The 19,163-nt window shown below is 40.6% G+C and carries 17 protein-coding genes; 4 read left to right on the top strand and 13 right to left on the bottom strand.

Annotated features, from left to right (window positions below; genetic code table 11):
• Window positions 1-20 precede the first annotated feature (20 nt).
• From fliM to J8L97_RS02750, 11 genes are all read right to left on the bottom strand, one after another.
• A complete protein-coding gene (fliM, locus tag J8L97_RS02800; protein ID WP_210996225.1) occupies window positions 21-1,115 on the bottom strand; it encodes a flagellar motor switch protein FliM in 1,095 nt (364 codons plus the stop codon).
• 12 nt (window positions 1,116-1,127) lie between these two features.
• Complete coding sequence (gene fliL, locus J8L97_RS02795) at window positions 1,128-1,649, bottom strand: flagellar basal body-associated protein FliL (RefSeq protein WP_211047786.1); 522 nt, start codon at window positions 1,647-1,649, stop codon at window positions 1,128-1,130.
• A gap of 57 nt (window positions 1,650-1,706) precedes the next feature.
• The gene (locus J8L97_RS02790) at window positions 1,707-3,764 is read right to left on the bottom strand and encodes a flagellar hook-length control protein FliK (protein ID WP_211047785.1); all 2,058 of its coding nucleotides are present in this window, start codon (window positions 3,762-3,764) and stop codon (window positions 1,707-1,709) included.
• Between the two features lie 77 nt (window positions 3,765-3,841).
• A complete protein-coding gene (gene fliJ / locus J8L97_RS02785) occupies window positions 3,842-4,285 on the bottom strand; it encodes a flagellar export protein FliJ (RefSeq protein ID WP_210996228.1) in 444 nt (147 codons plus the stop codon).
• Window positions 4,285-5,616 carry a flagellar protein export ATPase FliI gene (fliI, locus tag J8L97_RS02780; protein WP_210996229.1) on the bottom strand — a complete coding sequence of 444 codons (1,332 nt, stop codon included), beginning with the start codon at window positions 5,614-5,616 and terminating at the stop codon, window positions 4,285-4,287. The genes fliJ and fliI overlap by 1 nt, the downstream gene beginning before the upstream one ends.
• A gap of 21 nt (window positions 5,617-5,637) precedes the next feature.
• The gene (gene fliH / locus J8L97_RS02775; RefSeq protein WP_211047784.1) at window positions 5,638-6,453 is read right to left on the bottom strand and encodes a flagellar assembly protein FliH; all 816 of its coding nucleotides are present in this window, start codon (window positions 6,451-6,453) and stop codon (window positions 5,638-5,640) included.
• Window positions 6,454-6,456: 3 nt separating this feature from the next.
• Window positions 6,457-7,497, bottom strand: coding sequence for a flagellar motor switch protein FliG (gene fliG, locus J8L97_RS02770; protein WP_010364930.1), 1,041 nt, complete (start codon window positions 7,495-7,497; stop codon window positions 6,457-6,459).
• Entirely contained in the window at window positions 7,490-9,202 is a 1,713-nt protein-coding gene (gene fliF, locus J8L97_RS02765) for a flagellar basal-body MS-ring/collar protein FliF (protein WP_192506847.1), read from the bottom strand. Before fliF ends, fliG begins: the two co-directional genes overlap by 8 nt.
• A 23-nt stretch (window positions 9,203-9,225) precedes the next feature.
• Complete coding sequence (gene fliE / locus J8L97_RS02760; protein ID WP_192506846.1) at window positions 9,226-9,558, bottom strand: flagellar hook-basal body complex protein FliE; 333 nt, start codon at window positions 9,556-9,558, stop codon at window positions 9,226-9,228.
• Between the two features lie 159 nt (window positions 9,559-9,717).
• Complete coding sequence (locus tag J8L97_RS02755) at window positions 9,718-11,115, bottom strand: sigma-54 dependent transcriptional regulator (RefSeq protein ID WP_211047783.1); 1,398 nt, start codon at window positions 11,113-11,115, stop codon at window positions 9,718-9,720.
• Window positions 11,112-12,221 carry a PAS domain-containing sensor histidine kinase gene (locus J8L97_RS02750; RefSeq protein ID WP_211047782.1) on the bottom strand — a complete coding sequence of 370 codons (1,110 nt, stop codon included), beginning with the start codon at window positions 12,219-12,221 and terminating at the stop codon, window positions 11,112-11,114. The genes J8L97_RS02755 and J8L97_RS02750 overlap by 4 nt, the downstream gene beginning before the upstream one ends.
• Window positions 12,222-12,568: 347 nt before the next feature.
• On the opposite strand from J8L97_RS02750, the gene J8L97_RS02745 reads away from it, so the two are divergent.
• On the top strand, window positions 12,569-13,174 hold the full coding sequence (locus J8L97_RS02745) for a DNA-3-methyladenine glycosylase I (protein WP_211047781.1): 606 nt from the start codon (window positions 12,569-12,571) through the stop codon (window positions 13,172-13,174).
• An 18-nt stretch (window positions 13,175-13,192) separates the two neighbouring features.
• Here the strand turns inward: J8L97_RS02745 and J8L97_RS02740 are convergent, their stop codons facing one another.
• Both J8L97_RS02740 and J8L97_RS02735 read right to left on the bottom strand, forming a co-directional pair.
• Entirely contained in the window at window positions 13,193-14,626 is a 1,434-nt protein-coding gene (locus tag J8L97_RS02740) for a sigma-54-dependent Fis family transcriptional regulator (RefSeq protein WP_211047780.1), read from the bottom strand.
• A gap of 163 nt (window positions 14,627-14,789) precedes the next feature.
• Window positions 14,790-15,575 (bottom strand): flagellin, encoded by a 786-nt coding sequence (locus J8L97_RS02735; protein WP_211047779.1) that lies wholly within the window; start codon window positions 15,573-15,575, stop codon window positions 14,790-14,792.
• Window positions 15,576-15,816: 241 nt separating this feature from the next.
• On the opposite strand from J8L97_RS02735, the gene pseB reads away from it, so the two are divergent.
• From pseB to J8L97_RS02720, 3 genes are read left to right on the top strand one after another with little or no spacing between them, the layout of a single operon-like run.
• A complete protein-coding gene (pseB, locus tag J8L97_RS02730; RefSeq protein ID WP_211047778.1) occupies window positions 15,817-16,818 on the top strand; it encodes a UDP-N-acetylglucosamine 4,6-dehydratase (inverting) in 1,002 nt (333 codons plus the stop codon).
• On the top strand, window positions 16,815-17,969 hold the full coding sequence (gene pseC, locus J8L97_RS02725) for a UDP-4-amino-4,6-dideoxy-N-acetyl-beta-L-altrosamine transaminase (RefSeq protein WP_211047777.1): 1,155 nt from the start codon (window positions 16,815-16,817) through the stop codon (window positions 17,967-17,969). Before pseB ends, pseC begins: the two co-directional genes overlap by 4 nt.
• A 56-nt stretch (window positions 17,970-18,025) precedes the next feature.
• Window positions 18,026-19,162, top strand: a complete 1,137-nt coding sequence (locus J8L97_RS02720) for a Gfo/Idh/MocA family protein (RefSeq protein WP_211047776.1) — start codon at window positions 18,026-18,028, stop codon at window positions 19,160-19,162.
• Window position 19,163 lies beyond the last annotated feature (1 nt).

Raw genomic sequence — 19,163 nt, 5'->3', positions numbered from 1 at the left:
AACCTTTATCAAATCAATTATCACCAATCTAAATCTACGCCATCAGATAAGTGCAAATCTTCTTCTAACTCAGCCAGCTCAGCATCAGAGTCAAGTTTCTTTCCACCTTTAGTAAAGACATGCAACTCTGATTTCACAGATTCTGGACGTTTAATTTTCTCGCTGATCTGCAGCGCTATGTTGTCTCTTGAACGACCCATTTTTGCTCGATATGTTGGTAACTCTTCAACAAATACCGTTATATGCTCTGGCATTTCAACCGGGATCACATCCCCCGTTTTCAGCCCCATAATTTGTTCAAGGGATAAATCAACCTCAAGAAGTTGTGTTGATAACTCAACCTCAACGTCCATAATCTCATCTCTGAGCGCTTTACTCCATCGTAAGTCGGTATCTTCAGTGTCTGATTGCACACCCGCATCAAGTAGTTCACGAATCGGCTCTAACATAGAGTAAGGTAGGGATATATGGAAATCGCCACCACCACCATCGAGCTCAATGTGAAAAGAGCTAATAACAACCACTTCCGTAGGGCTCACAATATTTGCCATTGCTGGGTTTACTTCTGAATCTAAATACTCAAACGAAACATCCATCACAGGTGCCCACGCTTCTTTATAATCTTCAAAAATAATCTTTAGCAGCATCTGAACGATACGTCTTTCGGTTGGGGTAAATTCTCGACCTTCAATTTTAGCGTGATAGCGACCATCACCACCAAAAAAATTATCCACTAAAATAAAAACAAGTCGTGCTTCCATGGTGATAAGACCAGTACCCTTCAAAGGTCGAAAACGCACCATATTCAAGCTGGTTGGTACAAATAAGGTATGTATATATTCACCAAATTTGAGCATTTGCACACCGTTTATCGATACTTCTGCTGTACGGCGCATCATATTAAACAAGCTAATACGCATATGGCGAGCAAAACGTTCGTTCACAATCTCAAGGGTTGGCATACGCCCACGAACAATACGATCTTGCGATGAGAAATCGTACTGTAGCGCATGAGAGGACTCACCTTCTTCACCTTCAACAACTTCTTCTTCTTCAACTTCATCGACACCGTGCAATAGTGCATCAATTTCGTCTTGAGATAATAAATCACTCACCGTAGGACTCCATTACTGCATCACAAAGCCAGTAAATAATACACGCTCAACAACTTTGCTACCCTCGACACCTTCCATTGCAGCCTGTACTTTATCTAAAGCAGTTAAGCGTAACGTTTCTTTTCCAGCACTAGTACTCAATTCATCTGCCGTCGTAGTTGAAAATACACTTAGCAGGGTCCCTTCTATCAAGGGTATATGCTTTTTAGCAATTTCTTCATTCCCATCACCACGAACCAATAACTGCACTTTTATCTGCACTATACGATCTCGGCTTGCGCCCGGTACATTGAAAACAAAAGGTCTCGGCATCGCGACATATAGTGCACTGCCAGTTTCAGCCGCTGCACTTGGCTCTGGCGCTTCAACAATTGCTGTTTCTTCCTCGAGTGTTTCCGCTGGTTCATCCGAGCCAGACATTAAGAAAAATCCAGCTACGCCACCTAAGATAACCACAACTGCGGCTATAATAATAATCAGCTTTTTTTTACCGCCACCAGCTTCTTCTATCTCTAAATCTGTTTCTTCTGCCATACCAATCCTTAAAAGTGATATAAAGTCACAAGGTTTCTTTATATATCATAGCAGTTGTTAGGCATAGTAATCTATTCCTGACCCTTCATCTGCTTTACTATTCATCAATTGAGCGGTATTTTGCGCCTCGTCATTGTTATTGGCAAGTCTAGAATTCCCTTCTTGTTGATTATTCTCGCTTTGTTCATCCCGTTGACCTTGATCCTCTTGCTGAATATTACTCTCCCCCAATTCTATGCCTTGTTCAGCCAACATTTCTTTTAGCTTTGGCATTGACTGCTCAAGAGCTTCTTTGGCTTGCTGATTTTGAACGATAAAATTGACTTGAGCTTGTTCAGCATCACTTCTAATACGAATTTGCATACTGCCTAACTCAGGTGGATCTAATCGAACTTCAGCTTCTTTATTATTCAAGTTCAACATCATCGATACTTTCTCTTGAAGCACTTTTGCAGCATCATTTCGAGCAACATTTATCGCTTGCTGTATCTCTGGATCCACCACCACCCGGCCTGACAAGAATGATGTTTGATTTTGATTTGACACTTGTTGCCCTTGTGTAGAATCTAATACTTGCACGGGACTGTTATAATCAACAAAATCTGTGTTGTTCACACTATGTGGTGCAACAGGTTGCACAATAGCTTTAAGTAGCTGTTCAACTTGAATATTTGGTACTGGTTTTCTAGGTGTATTTATTTCTGCAGCGGCTGCTTGACCTTTAATTACTTCCTCTTTAATTACTTCTTCTTTCATTGCTTCTGTTTGCAAGGCTTTCAAATCGCCATTTCGGTATCCACCGCTTTCTTTTTGAGGAACCCGAGAAATGATGCTCTCAGATACTGTGCTTAGTTTAGGCTGATTCTCATGACTTACTGCCTTAAGTGGGTTATCCGGATCCACCACATCACTTTCACCTATCTGCATTTCTATCTGTGGTGCTTTTACATTACGCTCATTGTTCATGAATTGAAGTGCACGCTGTGCATTTTCTTTCGCCTCAGGCGATAAAGTATTGCTATTCAAGGCCTGCTGTAAAGCAAGCTGAAGTGACTTTTTCTCATTGCTATTAAGTTGCTCAATATGTGTTTTGAGCTGCAAATCTTTTTCTAGAAGCGGTGTTTTATCTTTCTGTTGAGTCACCGTAGGCTGCTCATTCATCTCCTCTTTCTTTATGAATCTACTGTCTATTGCGTTGTACTTAGTATTGCTACTCGATTGTCTATCCATAAGTACTTCAGCACTCTCTTGATTCACGTTTCCCTCTGTTGGTTTGTTCTTTCCTGTTTGTGAAGCACTATTAATCAATGTCGGGTCTTTTCCAGCTATGTCATTATTTGCCAGAGATGACAACAAAACAGGTGTACTTTTGTCCGGTTTATTATCCTTATAACCCGACTCTATATCCTTAAGCGCTTTATCAACATCAGACGCTTTTGTGATCTGTGTATCACCACTCGTCACTGCGTCATTATTTGTACCTTTAGATATTAATTCCGCTTTATTAGTAAATAAAAGCTGAGCATCTGATTCTTTTTCATTCTTTAAATTGCCCCCAATCTGTTGTTCTGGCTTGGCATTTTTTGAAGCATTCAATTGCTCCATTGCTTGTGCAACTTGAGACAGTTTTGAATACTCTGGGGTGGTCGGTTGTGTGTAACTTTTGACTGATGTACTTTGCTGTTGCGCAGCGTTAATTTGCGCTAGGAAATCACCGTCACTATTGTTTGCTGTAGACTTAACACCCTCTTTTGCATCTGGCTCTACAATAATATCAGAATTGGCTTTAGTAGAAGAGCTGGCTTCATCAGTAGACGAATTGGCTTCGGCTTTATTTTCACTCGTATTAATATCATCTGTTTTGCCAGCCGTTGTAGGGGTTTCATACTCTTTGCTTCTCGTCTGCAACTCTTCTTTTGGCTCTTTACCATTTCTTAACTTAGGTTTATTCTCTGGAGTCTCTTTTGAGTCATAAGACGAGGCGTACTCTTCATATCTACTCAATTCATTTGCAAATTCTTCATTAGCTACTGCTGCATCTTTTCGCTCTTCGTATTTGACTTTCTCTGAATAATCAGAGTTGAGTATAGCTAAATCTTGTTTCACATTGAGCATATGATCACCTTTTACATAACGGCAAAACCACGCCGTTTACATTAATAACTTATAAGGACAAGCAAATAACAAGCCAATCAGCTTGCTTTACGTCGCACAAACTGATTTGTTGCAAACTCATCTAACATAGCCTGCTCTGCTTTATCTAGTCGCTTCTGCTTTTCCAAAGCTCTTTTATTAATAAGCATTTCAATTGCTTTTGCTTTTACTTGTTGAGCTAGCCAAATTTTTTTCCGCTGCTCAACAACTTGTTGTGCCGTCATAACTGTTGAGGCTTGCTGTTTTATGGCATCTTCAATTTTTTTAATAAATGATTGATATTGATTAAAGCCACTGGTTTGCAGTCCCGCTAACGCTTTCAAATGAAGCTGCTGAGTATATTCAAGGCGAAAATCATTCAAGCCTTTGAGTTTTTGCTGATTAATGCTCAGGTGCTGTTGAGCCTGACTATAATTAACTCGTAATTTTTCTTCTTTTTCACTTTCAAGCTTATACAGGAGTGCCAATTTATCTGTCGCCATTAGCCTTGCCCCAATAATTGTGCAAGCCCTTGCAAACATTCATCATAATTGAGCACATCTTTCATTCCTTGTTGTAAGAATGTATTCACTGCCGGCATCATGGTGATCGCTTGATCTAACATTGGATCACTGCCTTTTTGGTAAGCACCAAGTGTTATCATGTCTTTATTTTGTTGATACATAGAGTAAACTTGTTTCAAAACTCGTGCTTGTTGCATATGACTCTCAGACACCACTTGCGGCATAACTCGACTGATCGACTTTTCAATATCAATTGCAGGATAATGACCACTATCCGCGAGCTCTCGTGATAAAACAATATGACCATCTAAAATCGCACGCGCGGCATCTGCGATAGGATCTTGCATATCATCACCTTCACTTAAAACCGTAAAAAATGCCGTGATTGACCCTTGCCCTTCACCGCCGTTACCAGCCCTTTCTACTAAAGCTGGCAACTTAGCAAATACCGATGGCGGATAACCTTTAGTAGCTGGAGGTTCTCCAACCGCTAATGCGATTTCACGTTGCGCCATCGCATACCGGGTTACTGAGTCAAGTAACAACAAAACACTTAACCCCTGATCTCGAAAATATTCCGCGATTGTGATTGCACTCTCACAGCCTTTCAATCTCATCAACGGGGATGCATCCGCAGGAGCTGCTACCACAACCGAACGCTTTCGTCCCTCAGCGCCTAATATTTCGTCAATAAACTCTTTTACTTCTCGACCACGTTCGCCGACTAAACCAACCACGATAACATCGGCTTCACTGCCACGCGTCATCATGCCCAAAAGTACCGATTTACCCACTCCACTTCCTGCAAATAGGCCCATTCTTTGCCCTTGACCCACAGTGATAATTGAGTTGATAGCCCTAACACCGACATCCATTGGCTCCTTGATTGGTCGCCTTGCTAATGGATTGATCGGTTCTTGAGCAAATTTTAACGTTTCTTGTGTATCGACCGAGCCTAAACCATCCAATGGGCGACCAAGCCCATCAACCACTCTACCTAGCAACCCCATCCCAACTGGCAACCCTGTTTCATTCAATTGCGGAATAACGCGTGCGCCCGGTAATACCCCTGAAATATGGTCATTTGGCATCAAATACAACGTATCATCGTTAAAACCAATTACTTCGGCATCGACAAAACCACGAATTGTTTCAATTTTACATTGACTTCCAACGGGTGCGATTAATCCTTTAGCTTCCAGTGTTAGCCCTACAACACGTGTTAGACTGCCTGCTACGGGCACGGAGAATTGCGGTATGTGATCTTGATAGCGAGCTATCCGCTCTGCGAGAGTATTGGTTTGGCTCATCCGGTTACGTGATTCTGAATGTTAGATATCACTGTCATGCAAGAATTTATCCAAAATTTCTCGCATTCGTGTTTTTAATGTCATATCAATCGATGACTGCAACGTTTTAACCTCACACCCTCCTCTAGCCAAAGTCGGTTCGGGTGTTAATTGCCATTGTTGTTTAGATAACTCTTCCTCTCCGTAGGCTTGCTTAACTAGCTCAAGATCTTCAGGGTGTAAATGCACCTTCACATTTTGCTGCAAGATAGGCAACGCATCCATCGCTTTTTTCAACGCCAATAAAACTACATCAGGGTTTAATTTTACTTCTTGAAAAATAACCGCTTCCGCCAATAAATTGGCAAGAAAAACCAGTTGCTTTTCACACGCTTCGTCAACAAGTCTCAGGGGAGAATTTAAATCGCTCATTAACTGAGATAACACCTGTAACTTCTCATCTATCAATGGTTGTGCATCATCCAGCCCTTGTTGTTTACCAATTTCAACCCCCTCTTTATAACCAGCGTCTTTTCCTTCTGTCACTCCTTTATCAAAGCCATCAATATAACCTTGTTCATGACCTTGCTTTATCCCTTCTTCATAAGCGTCTTGACGAATTTGCTCAAGCTCTTCCATTGTTAATGTCGGAAATTCAGGCTCATGTGCTTGCGGCTCTGCATTCACTTTTTCTTCCGGTTTTTGGAACACTTCTTCCAAAGGTTGGCCAAAAGCCGTTGAACGACCGGCATATTTCCTAGGGTCATCAGCAACATCAGGGATCGGCCAATTTTTTAGCAACTCATCTAATGCCTCTCCCTCAACAGGGCGCCCTTTATAAAATTTTGGATCACTCATGGTTTACAAGAACTCCTCACCGCCACCACCGCCTAGCATAATTTCACCGGAATCAGCTAATCTTCTGGCCGTTGAGAGTACTTCTTTTTGAGCGGCTTCCACTTCACTTATTCGCACAGGGGGCATTGCCTCTAAGTCATCAGCCATCATCTCGGCAGCACGCTTCGACATATTGGCCAAAATCTTATCTTTGAGTGCATCATCTGTGCCTTTGATAGCTTTCATCAACACATCTTGTTGAACTTCACGGAGAATCGCTTGAATACCTCTGTCTTCCACATCCAATAGATTCTCAAATACAAACATTAAGTCTTGGATCTGCTGTGACATCTCTTCATCATGCTCACGTATAGAGTCCATTAATTGCCCTTCAACATTGGTATCTAGATAATTCATAATATCCGCAGCCGCTTTCAAGCCTCCCATTTTAGCTGCTTGTGCGCCCGCTTGACCGGCAAACTGTTTCTCCATAATTTCATTTAGTTCTTGTAAAGCGGCCGGCTGAACTTCTTCTAAGTTAGCAATACGCATAGTCAAATCTAAACGAACCTTCTCCGGGAATTGAGACAAAATCTCCGCCGATTGCTCTGGTTCTAAGTATGACAAAACAATGGTTTGGATCTGAGGGTGCTCATTTCGAATTATATTCGCAACTTGCTTTGAATCCATCCACTTGAGTGAATCCAAACCTTTAGCGCCCGAGCCCATGACAATTTGGTCAATCAAACTCGCCGCTTTATCTTCACCCAATGCTGCGGTTAATGCTTTACGAATAAAGTCTTCTGACTGGAAGCCAATAGTACTGAAACTCTGTATTTGTTCAATAAACAGATTATGTACAGCACTAATCTTAGATTGAGATAAATCATCTAATGCAGCCATCGACATACCGACTTTTTGTACTTGCTTTGGCTCAAGGTGCTTCAGTATCTGAGCTGCATCTTCTTCGGTAAGGCTCAATAATAAGATTGCAGCTTTATCAACACCATCAAGTTTTTCAACATCAAAGGTTGCCGGTAATTGTTTTTGTTCTTCATCAGTCATCTTCTGTTAACCACGCTTTCACTACTTGTGAGGAGAGTTCTGGCTCGTTAGCTACTAAAGCTCGTACTGCTTTAAGTAAGTCTTCATCGCCATGTAAGTCTGGTAATTGTAATGTACCATCCGACGAGAAACCAACAGCAGCTGAATCAAAATCGTTATTTAACATATCTAACGTGCTATCACCTAAATCAACACCTGAAGTTAATGAGTCTTCATCAAACTCTTCTAATGTATCATCTGGGTAAATCAGACGCTTCAACATCGGTCTTACAACCGCTAGAATTAACACAATAATAACCAATGCTCCCATCACAAGACGCATTGTTTTCATAAACCACTCTTGTTCCCACAAAGGTAGTTCAGCAGTTTCTAAAATGTCTTCTCGCACAAAGGGCACTGTCACAACTTCAAGTGCATCACCACGCTGCATATCAAACCCTACACCACCTTGCAGTAACCGTCTTATATTATTAATTTCTTCTTGGCTTCTTGGTGCCATAGTTACGGTGCCCTCGGCATCTGCTTTCGCCAAATAATCAACCGCAACTGACACACTGATCCTGCGTATAACACCACTTTGTTGGCGTTTATGGCTAATCGTGGTATCTAGTTCATAATTACGTGTTGCTTCTTTATGCGTTCTACTTGGATTTGCATTATTTCGCCCATTGCCTTGTCCAGCAACTTCAGGAATATTTGAATTAACAGGAGGCTGATTCGTCAACGCACCAGGGATCCCTACCGCCAGCCCTCCGATGTTATTTTCTTCGAAGGTTGTTTCACTTCTCACTGCCGGCAAATCAGGGTTAAAGCGCTTTTGTGTTTCTTCGATGGCGCTAAAGTCCATTGTTAAGTCAACTTGCGCTGTAAACTTCCCTAATCCAACTACTGGGATTAAAATACTGTCAATTTTTTCTAAGTACTCTTGCTCTCTTTTACGCTCTAAATCATACTCTTTACGAGAACGAGCAGCCAATGAATCTTGTGACCCGGAATTAAGTAATCGGCCGTTTTGATTTGTCACAGTTACTCGCGCCGGTTCAAGTCCTTGAACAGCTGAAGCGACAATATCAACAATAGCATCCACTTCTTCTCCACCCAGAGAACGGCCCCGTTTAAGCGTGATTACAACTGTTGCAGAAGGTTTTTTCTCTCTTCTTGCGAATACATTTTCTTTTGGGATAGCCAGTAAAACTTTTGCTCTGGTAATATCTTGAAGTTCTTCAATTGTACGCGCGAGTTGCTGCTCGCGACCGTGCTTTAAACGCTCTCTTTCTAATCGCTGACTCACACCGAAACCCATATCTTGCATTAAAATATCGGTACCAGAGCTTGGCGACTGAGTAAAGCCATCTCGCGCCATTTTGAGTTTAATATTTTGGTAGTCATTTTCAGCAACCATGATGGTGTTGCCATCTAACTCATATTCGACCTTTTGCGCATCTAAAAAATCTAATGTTTGTACAAGCTCATCTGTTGGATACTGCCCTAAAGGACGCATGTCTGGTTGGCGGGCCCAAATGATGATAAAAATTGCGATCGCCAAACAAATCGCCAGTGCTATTACCAAAGTAACTTGACGCAACATATCAACGCCACTTAACCCACTCAAATAGCCTGATTTCTGTTCTTGTTGGTCTTCAGATCCGCCATCGCCTACAGCGCCATCGGATAAAGCCAGTTCAGTTGATTGATTCGTTGCCACAGTTACTCTCCACTACCCAAAAATTATACTGGCATGCTCATGATTTCTTTGTACGACTCAACAAGCTTATTGCGAACTTGCACCGTTGCTTCAAAAGCAACGGAAGATTTTTGTGAGGCTATCATCACTTGAGAAAGAGAGACACTGCGATCTCCCATCTCCATGGCCGTTACCTTAGATTTTGCATCTTTTTGTAAGCCACTTACAGTATTAATTGCATCTGATAGCAAATCACCAAATTGTGCAGAAGATGTAGCGGCACTTTGTACTGGCATGGTTGCATCAGGTTTATTGCGTGTCGCCTCGATAGCGAGTGACTGCATTTCTTGATATAAAGTATTAGGTTGAATATTCATGTGCTGATCCTGTAAATTTGTTACACACAGAATAAAGCATTAATCATGCCAACTAATTGTCGATAAAAATCAATGAGTTAATCATCACTTTGATAGTGCCATATTATTGACAGGAGAAAAGCCAGACAGTGCTGGCTTCCATTCATTAATAAAAATTAATCACGCCGGAAGAGCAATACCTAGATCTCGCATTTTAGCCAGCTTATAGCGTAACGTCCTCGGACTCATGCCCAGTACTTCAGCAACATCTTTACGCTTGCCTTGGTAACGTGATAGTGTCTCTAAAATAATCTGATGCTCTTTATCTTGTAATTCACTTTTATAATCAGTACTTTCGTTTTGGACGTCTACATTATTAGAACGCTCTAATTGGTAGTTCAACTCCACACTCACCGTATTATCTATCAGTGTAGGTTCTGGTAAATCCATGGTTTCAGTGTTTTCAATAAAAATGTCTTGTGCGAATATCGTATTACCCTGTAATAAAATGAGGGCTCGTTGCACAACATTATCTAGCTCTCGTACATTACCAGGCCAATTGTGAGTTAGCAGTTTTTTCTTAGCACCATCATCAATCACAGGAATTAATTTCCCCGACTTACTGCAATGTCTCGCGACCAAGTGTTCCGCCAATACAATAATGTCACCAGGGCGTTGATGCAGCGGCTTCCACATAAGCGGGAACACATTAAGGCGGTAATAAAGATCTTCTCTAAATGTGCCTTTCGCTACTGCTTCTTTTAAATCTCGGTTACTCGTAGCTAATACGCGCACATTTAACTCAATGGTTTTTCTTCCACCTAATCTTTCAACTTCTCTTTCTTGTAAAACTCGCAGTAACTTTGCTTGTAGGCCCAGCTCCATTTCCGTTATTTCATCTAACAAGATAGTGCCACACTGAGCTTGTTCAAACTTACCTGGGCATGCTTGAATTGCACCTGTGAACGCCCCTTTTTCGTACCCAAATAAGGTTGCTTCTAGCATGTTTTCAGGTATGGCTGCGCAATTAATAGCAACAAATGGTGAATCTACTCGGTCAGACTTATCATGAATATAACGCGCGAGTACTTCTTTACCTGAACCGCTCGGACCTAAAACCATAACACTTGCATCTGACTTTGCAACTTTAGCTGCTAACTCCAAAAGCTGTAAACTTTGCGCATCTGCTACAATCGGACCATCTGTTTCTTTCGTTTTCTCTGGCATATAACGACTAACCATATTAAGCAAGACTTCTGGTGCAAAAGGCTTTGCCATATAATCAATCGCGCCTAAACGCATTGCTTCCACCGCGTCATCAATCGTCGCATAAGCAGTCATCATTAGTACAGGCAAATCAGGGTAATTTAATTTGATGGTACGCAGTAAATCAATACCACTCATTGTTCCCATTTGAACATCACTCACAACCAACGAAAAACGTTGCTGTTTTAACAAAATTACGGCTTCTTCAGCACTTGCAGCTTCTACACATTCAAGTCCAGCCAATTGTAATGTGTCTAACAATGCTTCACGCAAACCTGCATCGTCTTCAACGACTAATATAGAATGACTCATACAGCCTCCAATTGTTCCATCTCAAATGAAATAGGTAACAACAAACTAAATTGTGCTCCCCCTTCCTCAATATTACTCACTTCGACCTTGCCTTTATGCGAGTTTGCAACAGAATTAACCACAGCTAAACCAAGCCCAGTACCTTGGCTCTTAGTAGTAAAAAATGGTTCAAATAGTTTACTTTTCAATGATTCATCAACGCCGGGACCATTGTCTGTTACAGAGATTCTAACTCTATCGGATCCGGGTTCTCGCTTAGCACTCACCACAACATGCGCATTAATCCCAATGATTTGAATACTGTTATGAATTAAATTTTGAATCGCACCGGCCAAGGCTGTCTTATTACCAACTATTACAATATCTGGTTCTGGTAGCACCACATCTAATATACTTTCGTGCATCAATACCATCGCATCTGACCCAGCCTTAACTTCACTCAACAATTGCTGCATAGACACTGATTCAACAACTTGCTCCTCACCACTTTTAGCAAATAACAGCATATCATTTACTTGAGATTCTAAATCTTTAAGCCGTGACATAAGCTTTTCATGAAAGCGTATTCGTGCAGTGCCTAACATTTTATTACTGCCCAAATTTGCGGCATAAAGCATAGCTGCTGATAAAGGTGTGCGTACTTGATGCGCCAAAGATGCCACCATCTTGCCTAAAGCGCTCAAGCGTTGCATATGCGCCATCCTTGCTTGCAATTGTCGAGTTTCAGTGAGATCGGTCATTAAAATAAGCTGCCCCGGCTCTGGGGTGAGCGCTGAGATATCTAACTTAATCAAACGACCATCTTTAAGAGATACCTCATGCCCATCATCTTGTTTCGGGCAAAAAGAGCGTTGAATAATGTTAAACCACTTCTCCCCCTCAAGTGGCTCGCCTAACATATCTATGGCAATTTGGTTGGCTTTAGCTATCATTCCTTGACCATCTAGCACGATCACACCTGCAGGCATTGTGTCAACTAAATGACTTAGCCAACTCGCCTGTTGGCGCAGGTCGCTCAACTCACCAACATAGGCCTCTTGTAATAAGCAAGGATTAAATTGCGACGATGGAGTAAAGCCTGGATTTAAAATATGTGCTAAAGCCATAATAAAATTCTCAAATAAAAATTCTTACCATAGATAAAGCACACTTTATGCCAATTTTATTTCCTTTACTTTTCATGGGATTAGGTAAATATATCTACAACATTTTTTTGACGGTGATGATATATCTTAAATCCTCCTCTTAGTGATGAAACTCAATTTTAGAAAAAACCAAAGGGCCTGCCAATTCAAAGATTACCAATTCCGCAATATATGGTACTTTACAGTCAGCCAACAGACCGCGACTAAATCACCATATAAATGCCAAGCCACTCTGGCGAATGATAAGTAAACACGGTACGCGGAACTAACCTGTTAACTAAATTAATTATTCCTTTTGAGGAGAGAGTATGTGTACGCGCTGCTTATGGTTAGATCAGTCTAAGCCTGATTACATTGAATATCATGATAAAGAATGGGGTGTTCCCGTTACAGATGATCACACATTGTTTGAATTTATCACGCTTGAATCAGCACAAGCTGGATTAAGCTGGTATACCATATTAAAGAAACGCCAAGGCTATAGAAATGCATTTCATCAATTTAAGGTTGAAGATATCGCACAAATGACGGAAGCAGATGTAGAGCGTTTGCTGGGCAATACTGATATTATTAGAAACCGATTAAAAATATTAGCAACTATCAATAATGCTCAAGCATTTATTAACATTCAACAAGAGTTCGGTAGCTTTGCTCGCTATCAATGGCAGTTTGTAAATTTCAAGGTTGTCATTAATGACATTTCAAGTAAAGAAGACTATCCAGCAACGAGTGATATTAGTATCACGTTTGCAAAAGATTTAAAAAAGCGCGGGTTTAAATTCTTAGGTCCTACGACTGTATGCGCCCATATGCAAGCGTGTGGAATGGTCAATGACCATGATAATGCATGCTTTAGAAAGCAAGAAATTATTAACACCTACCAAAATTTAGATATTAAACAACGTTTAACCTAATCAGCGCCTAACCTTAATTTACTCTTTATTAAGGTTATATTTTTTCATTTTTTCAACAAGTGTCGTGCGGCGCACGCCTAACACTTCAGCCGCCCGAGCAACAATATAGTCATACCGCTCCAGCGCTTGAGAAATTAAACTCACTTCTAATTCAGCCAAGTATTCTTTTAACTCTATGCCCTCAGCAGGCAAGCAACCTAACGCGTGTTCACTTGCCTGAAACTCCGGTTCTGGCTCTTCGTCATAATCGCTAAAGCCCTCACTAAATAGTTCATTAAATGCGTCTTTTTCTCGTAATTCTTCTGGATATTCTGGTTCAAATGCATCCACTTCAATATGTCGATATTTATTTGGTAAATCAGTGACGTCCACCACCTTTTCGGGAAACATAATGACCATTCTCTCGACCAAGTTTGCCAACTCCCGAATATTGCCAGGCCACGTATGTACTTTTAAGCTTTCAATTGCCCGTTCAGTAAATTTAGCACCAGTACCACTTTGCTCATTAACACGGCGCATTAATTCCTTCAGCAGTAATGGAATATCATCCGCTCGTTCATGTAGTGATGGGTTTTCAATCGGGAAAACGTTGAGACGATAATACAAATCTTCTCTAAACTTACCACTTTCAATCATGTCTTCTAAGTTACGGTGAGTCGCGGCAATTACTCTAACATCTGCTTGAATCGCTTTCGTTCCCCCAACTCTTTCATAGCTGCGCTCTTGTAAAACACGTAATAACTTAACTTGCATTTGTAACGGCATATCACCGATTTCATCTAAAAAAAGGGTTCCACCTTGCGCTAATTCAAATCTCCCTTTTCTTGCAGAAATAGCGCCAGTAAATGCCCCTTTTTCATGACCAAATAACTCACTTTCAAGTAACTCACCCGGTATAGCACCACAATTAACCGGTACAAAGGGTCCATTATTTCTTTTTGACAATAAATGTACATTACGTGCAACAACTTCTTTACCCGTACCTGATTCACCTAAAATTAGAACGTTGGCATCAGTTTTTGCTACCTGAGAAATTAAAAAACGTACTTGTTTAACAGCGTCGGTCTCGCCAACCAATCCATCAAAAGATTTGCCATTCGTTTTATCCGATTGACCTGGAAGCATCCTGAGATACTGCTGACTGTCATGCAATAACTGCATAGTAACATCATGGCCAAATGGTTCAGTAATTAGGCCTATAACATTGGCTAAGCTCAATAACGGTTTAAGCGTTTCTCCAACAAGCAGAAACGGGGTCGCTGGGTATGATTTAATTACACTCTCATGTTGCAACTTAGTCAAAGCACCTAGTACGACGATCGCATCTGACCCTAACTTTTTCTCTTGAGATAAGAATTCGTCGTCAATAACTTGAGATGATTGCCCAACAAAGTTCAACGATGCACACAAGCTACTTGCTCGGTTATTATTATTATCGAGGATCAAAACCATCTTAACGAGTCCAACTTTCAAGGTGATAGTGTAAAGTTAAGATTGTAAGGCACTTACGGAGGGATGCAATACCTAAGTGGCAAATTTTTGACATCATCGCCAAAAAACTGCCACCAATTATACTTTGAATCAATATTTATTGATCAGATTGAGCTATTCGTCATTACAACAGTCCAAGTACTGATGATGCAGACTGATTTGCTTGGCCACGTAAAGCAATTGACGCCTGAGACAAAATATCATTTGCAGTTTGTTCCGAAATAGCTTGTGCATAGTCAGTATCTTGGATACGGCTTTGGCTTGCTGCGATATTTTCTTTTTGCGTCCCTAAACCCCGAATAGTACTATTGAGTGTATTCTCAAAAGCACCTAGTTGCGTGCGTTGCGTATTCAAATCTTTAGCGGCTGTATCAGCAATATCAATTGCTGCTTGAGCTCCAGCCTGAGTCGATACATCAACACTTGCAATTGCGCTTGCAAAGCTGCCATCTGTTGGAGTTATGTTTTGCGTTGAGTTTGCATCAGGGCCAACTTGGAAACTCGTTTGTTCTCCGCTAAACAACGACTTCCCTCCAAATGTAGTGTTCTCAAACGTTTCCGTAATTTGCGTTTGCAACTGTGATACTTCATCTTGAAGAGCTTGTCTGTCTGAATCAGTTAACGCACCATTACCAGATTGAATTGATAACTCTCGGATCCGTGATACAGCATCATTCACCCCCGACAAAGCTGAGTCAGCTGTTTGCGAATATGAAATACCATCATAAGCATTACGAACGGATTGATTATACCCTTCTTGCTGAGAATTCAAGCGATTAATTATTTGTAGTGCTGCCGCATCATCCGCTGCAGAATTTACCTTTTTACCGGTCGCGAGCTGTTGATTTAATTTGTTACCAACTTGCTCTGTACGATTAAATGCATTAAAGCTTGTTGTTTGAAGTTTCATAACCCCTCCCCATCAGGTGTTATTAGTTCTACATTAATAGTACAAATACTAACCCGACTTGCTAAAAAAGTCACCTTGTACCATCTTTTTATTTCAATAGGTTTGGCATAATTACTGCAAAATCATTATAAGTATTATAAAGTACTGACAATTAAATTGTTTCTGCTGTGTCGCAACAGTAACTACACAACTTGTTATGTGTATCTGTAAAGTATTTGATGCACTTATGCTAGGTGACTTTATGTTTGATAATAAAACTATTCTAATAACTGGCGGTACTGGATCATTTGGCAAAAAGTATGTCAAAACTTTACTTGCTCGCTATAAACCAAAAAAAATCATCGTATTTTCACGCGACGAGCTCAAACAATTCGAAATGCAACAAGATTACCATCATCCATGTATGCGATATTTTATTGGTGATGTTAGAGACCAAAACCGCTTAAGACGAGCGATGCAAGGAGTTGATTATGTTATTCATGCAGCAGCACTAAAACAAGTACCCGCTGCTGAATATAATCCTATGGAGTGCATCAAGACAAATATTAATGGCGCTGAGAATGTTATTGAGGCAGCCCTAGATTGCAATGTTGAGAAAGTTATTGCACTGTCTACCGATAAAGCTGCAAACCCAATCAACTTGTATGGAGCAACTAAATTAGCCTCTGATAAACTATTTGTTGCAGCCAACAACATTGCTGGAGGCCATAAAACTCTCTTTTCTGTTGTTCGATATGGTAACGTTGTGTGCTCCCGAGGTTCTGTCGTCCCTATATTTAAAAAGTTCGTTGACGAAGGTAAAGACCATATTCCAATAACACATGAAGATATGACTCGTTTTTGGATCAGCCTTCAACAAGGTGTCGACTTTGTACTAAAGAACTTTGAAAGGATGTTAGGTGGTGAAATTTTCATACCAAAAATACCATCTATACGGATCTCTGATTTAGCTACTGCTATGGCACCTAACATCCCACAAAAAATAGTCGGAATTCGCCCTGGTGAAAAGCTACATGAAGTAATGTGCCCCGCTGATTTATGTTTTGATACCTATGAGTATCATGACCACTTTGTTATTGCTCCGGGAATAAAGTTTAGTAGTCGTAGTAATAACTTCGGCTTAAATGCACTAAATGAAAAAGGCAACAAAGTTAAAGTTGGCTTTGAATATAACTCCTTAGAAAATCCCAATTATATGACTATTGAACAAATCCAAGCTTTTAATTCTCAGGCACTGTTATGATCCCATATGGTAAACAGTCTATAGATCAACAAGACATTGATGCTGTAATTAATGTACTCAAATCAGATTGGCTAACACAAGGTCCCAAAGTACCGGAATTTGAGCAAGCCGTCGCTGACTATACTGGATGTAAACATGCTATCGCTGTAAACAGCGCAACATCAGCCTTACATATAGCTTGCTTAGCATTGGGTGTTAAACACGGAGACTCTGTGTGGACCTCCCCCATATCATTTGTAGCCAGTAGTAATTGTGCTCTGTACTGTGGCGCTAGAGTTGATTTTGTTGATATTGAATCGTCCACAGGGAATATGTGCGTGATCGAACTTGAAAGAAAGCTCGTTCACGCAAAAAAAACAGGACAATTACCAAAAGTAATCATCCCGGTACATTTAGCTGGACAGTCCTGTAATATGAAGCGTATCCATGAACTCTCATTAGAATATGCCTTTTCAATTATCGAAGATGCTTCTCATGCAATCGGTGCCAAATACCAAGGTGACCCTATAGGTAACTGCACATATTCTGATATAACTGTTTTTAGTTTCCACCCTGTTAAAATCATTACGTCGGCAGAAGGAGGTATGGCCACCACCAACGATTCCTCTCTCGCTAGGAAAATGCAACTATTACGCAGTCATGGTATCACCACAGTTGATACTGAAATGACCGAGCCGTCCCACGGTCCTTGGTATTATCAACAAGTAAGTCTTGGTTACAATTACCGTATGACCGATTTGCATGCAGCTCTAGGTTTAAGTCAATTACAAAAAATTGATACCTTTGTTGCAAAACGCCACCAACTAGCTAGCTTATACAATGATTTACTCAACGACACATTAGTCACCCCCCTTAATCAAGCTAATGATACTTACTCTGCTTATCATTTATTCGTGGTACAACTGAAAATACCCTGTAAAATTAAGCATCATAAATTGGTCACACAACTACGAGAGAAAAATATTATCGGCCATGTACATTATATCCCTATTCACTTACAGCCCTTTTATCAAGAAATGGGCTTTAAGTTAGGTGACTTTCCTAATGCAGAAAGCTACTACCAATGCGCCGTGAGCCTCCCTTTATTTCCTAATTTAACCGAAATTGAATTAGAACATATATGCTCTACATTAAAAAAATTATTAAATTAAAGTTCCTAGATTTGTTACCGATACATTAAGTCACAACTAAAAAAACTGAGGTTTTCATGATCCAAGCTCAAGCAGCCCTAAAGCTCGCATTTATTGGAGGTGGTACCACTTCTGCGGTTGGTTATGCTCATTTTTGTGCTGCTCATATGGACCATAAATTCAGGGTTGTCGCCGGTGCTTTTTGCAGGGACATAAAGCAAAATCAAGCCACGGCGATACACTGGGGGGTCGATAGACAAAGAACATACCAAAACTGGCGTCAAATGGTTGATGAAGAGGCTAAAAATGTTGACGCTTTTGTCGTGTTAACACCAACTCCACACCATTGTGAAGTGCTTCAATATTTATTTACGAAACAACTACCTGTAATTTGTGAAAAGGCAATGGTATGTGGCCCTAAAGAAATTGAACAACTTCGCCCCTTTTATAACCCTGATAAACAGTTTTTAGCCGTAACCTTCAATTACAGCGGTTACGCTATGGTACGAGAATTAAAACATCTAATAAATACCGGTAAACTGGGGAATATTCAAAAAATACACTTAGAAATGCCCCAAGAAGGTTTTCGACGCCCTCCTGATATTGCTGGACAAACATCTAAGCCACAAGCGTGGAGACTTCAAGACCTTGATATTCCGACTATTTGTTTGGATTTAGGCGTTCATTTACATCATTTGAGCAGTTTTTTAATAGCAGAGGAACCGAGTGAAACAATTGCTGAATTTAGCAATCACTCTCAATACCCAGACCTAATTGATGATGTTCAAATGCTTTTGAAGTACCCTAGTGGAATTAAAGGCAGTATGTGGATGTCAAAAACAGCGATAGGACACAGAAATGGGTTAAAAATCCGTATCTATGGCGATAAAGGCAGTGCCAAGTGGTACCAGCTTAACCCTGATGAATTGGAACTTAATTATAACGATGGACGTAGAGAAACATTAGACAGAGCTGGACAGTGCGAATACGCCCACCAATTTAGATACAATAGAATGAAGCCAGGACACCCGACAGGGTTTGTTGAAGCATTTGCAAATTTATACAGTGATATCGCTACACAGCTAATTGAACATCGTGAAAACGGCGAAAAGAAAAGCCCTTATGTCTTTGGGTTAGAACATGCCAATAATGGCTTAAAGCTATTCGCAGCGGCTAAGCGTTCGACTGAATCTAAGCAATGGCAGCAAGTGTAAA

The organism is Pseudoalteromonas sp. MMG012, assembly GCF_018100875.1.
Classification (GTDB): Bacteria; Pseudomonadota; Gammaproteobacteria; order Enterobacterales; family Alteromonadaceae; genus Pseudoalteromonas; species Pseudoalteromonas aurantia.
Note: the sequence above shows the minus strand (reverse complement) of the source record. Positions and strands in the feature narration are given on the sequence as shown.

What these genes read in the sequence shown, in the direction of transcription:
- fliL (WP_211047786.1), bottom strand. Translation starts at nt 1,649, where the DNA reads ATGGCAGAAGAAACAGATTTAGAGATAGAAGAAGCTGGTGGCGGTAAA.
- J8L97_RS02790 (WP_211047785.1), bottom strand. Translation starts at nt 3,764, where the DNA reads ATGCTCAATGTGAAACAAGATTTAGCTATACTCAACTCTGATTATTCA.
- fliJ (WP_210996228.1), bottom strand. Translation starts at nt 4,285, where the DNA reads ATGGCGACAGATAAATTGGCACTCCTGTATAAGCTTGAAAGTGAAAAA.
- fliI (WP_210996229.1), bottom strand. Translation starts at nt 5,616, where the DNA reads ATGAGCCAAACCAATACTCTCGCAGAGCGGATAGCTCGCTATCAAGAT.
- fliH (WP_211047784.1), bottom strand. Translation starts at nt 6,453, where the DNA reads ATGAGTGATCCAAAATTTTATAAAGGGCGCCCTGTTGAGGGAGAGGCA.
- fliG (WP_010364930.1), bottom strand. Translation starts at nt 7,497, where the DNA reads ATGACTGATGAAGAACAAAAACAATTACCGGCAACCTTTGATGTTGAA.
- fliE (WP_192506846.1), bottom strand. Translation starts at nt 9,558, where the DNA reads ATGAATATTCAACCTAATACTTTATATCAAGAAATGCAGTCACTCGCT.
- J8L97_RS02755 (WP_211047783.1), bottom strand. Translation starts at nt 11,115, where the DNA reads ATGAGTCATTCTATATTAGTCGTTGAAGACGATGCAGGTTTGCGTGAA.
- J8L97_RS02750 (WP_211047782.1), bottom strand. Translation starts at nt 12,221, where the DNA reads ATGGCTTTAGCACATATTTTAAATCCAGGCTTTACTCCATCGTCGCAA.
- J8L97_RS02745 (WP_211047781.1), top strand. Translation starts at nt 12,569, where the DNA reads ATGTGTACGCGCTGCTTATGGTTAGATCAGTCTAAGCCTGATTACATT.
- J8L97_RS02740 (WP_211047780.1), bottom strand. Translation starts at nt 14,626, where the DNA reads ATGGTTTTGATCCTCGATAATAATAATAACCGAGCAAGTAGCTTGTGT.
- J8L97_RS02735 (WP_211047779.1), bottom strand. Translation starts at nt 15,575, where the DNA reads ATGAAACTTCAAACAACAAGCTTTAATGCATTTAATCGTACAGAGCAA.
- pseB (WP_211047778.1), top strand. Translation starts at nt 15,817, where the DNA reads ATGTTTGATAATAAAACTATTCTAATAACTGGCGGTACTGGATCATTT.
- pseC (WP_211047777.1), top strand. Translation starts at nt 16,815, where the DNA reads ATGATCCCATATGGTAAACAGTCTATAGATCAACAAGACATTGATGCT.
- J8L97_RS02720 (WP_211047776.1), top strand. Translation starts at nt 18,026, where the DNA reads ATGATCCAAGCTCAAGCAGCCCTAAAGCTCGCATTTATTGGAGGTGGT.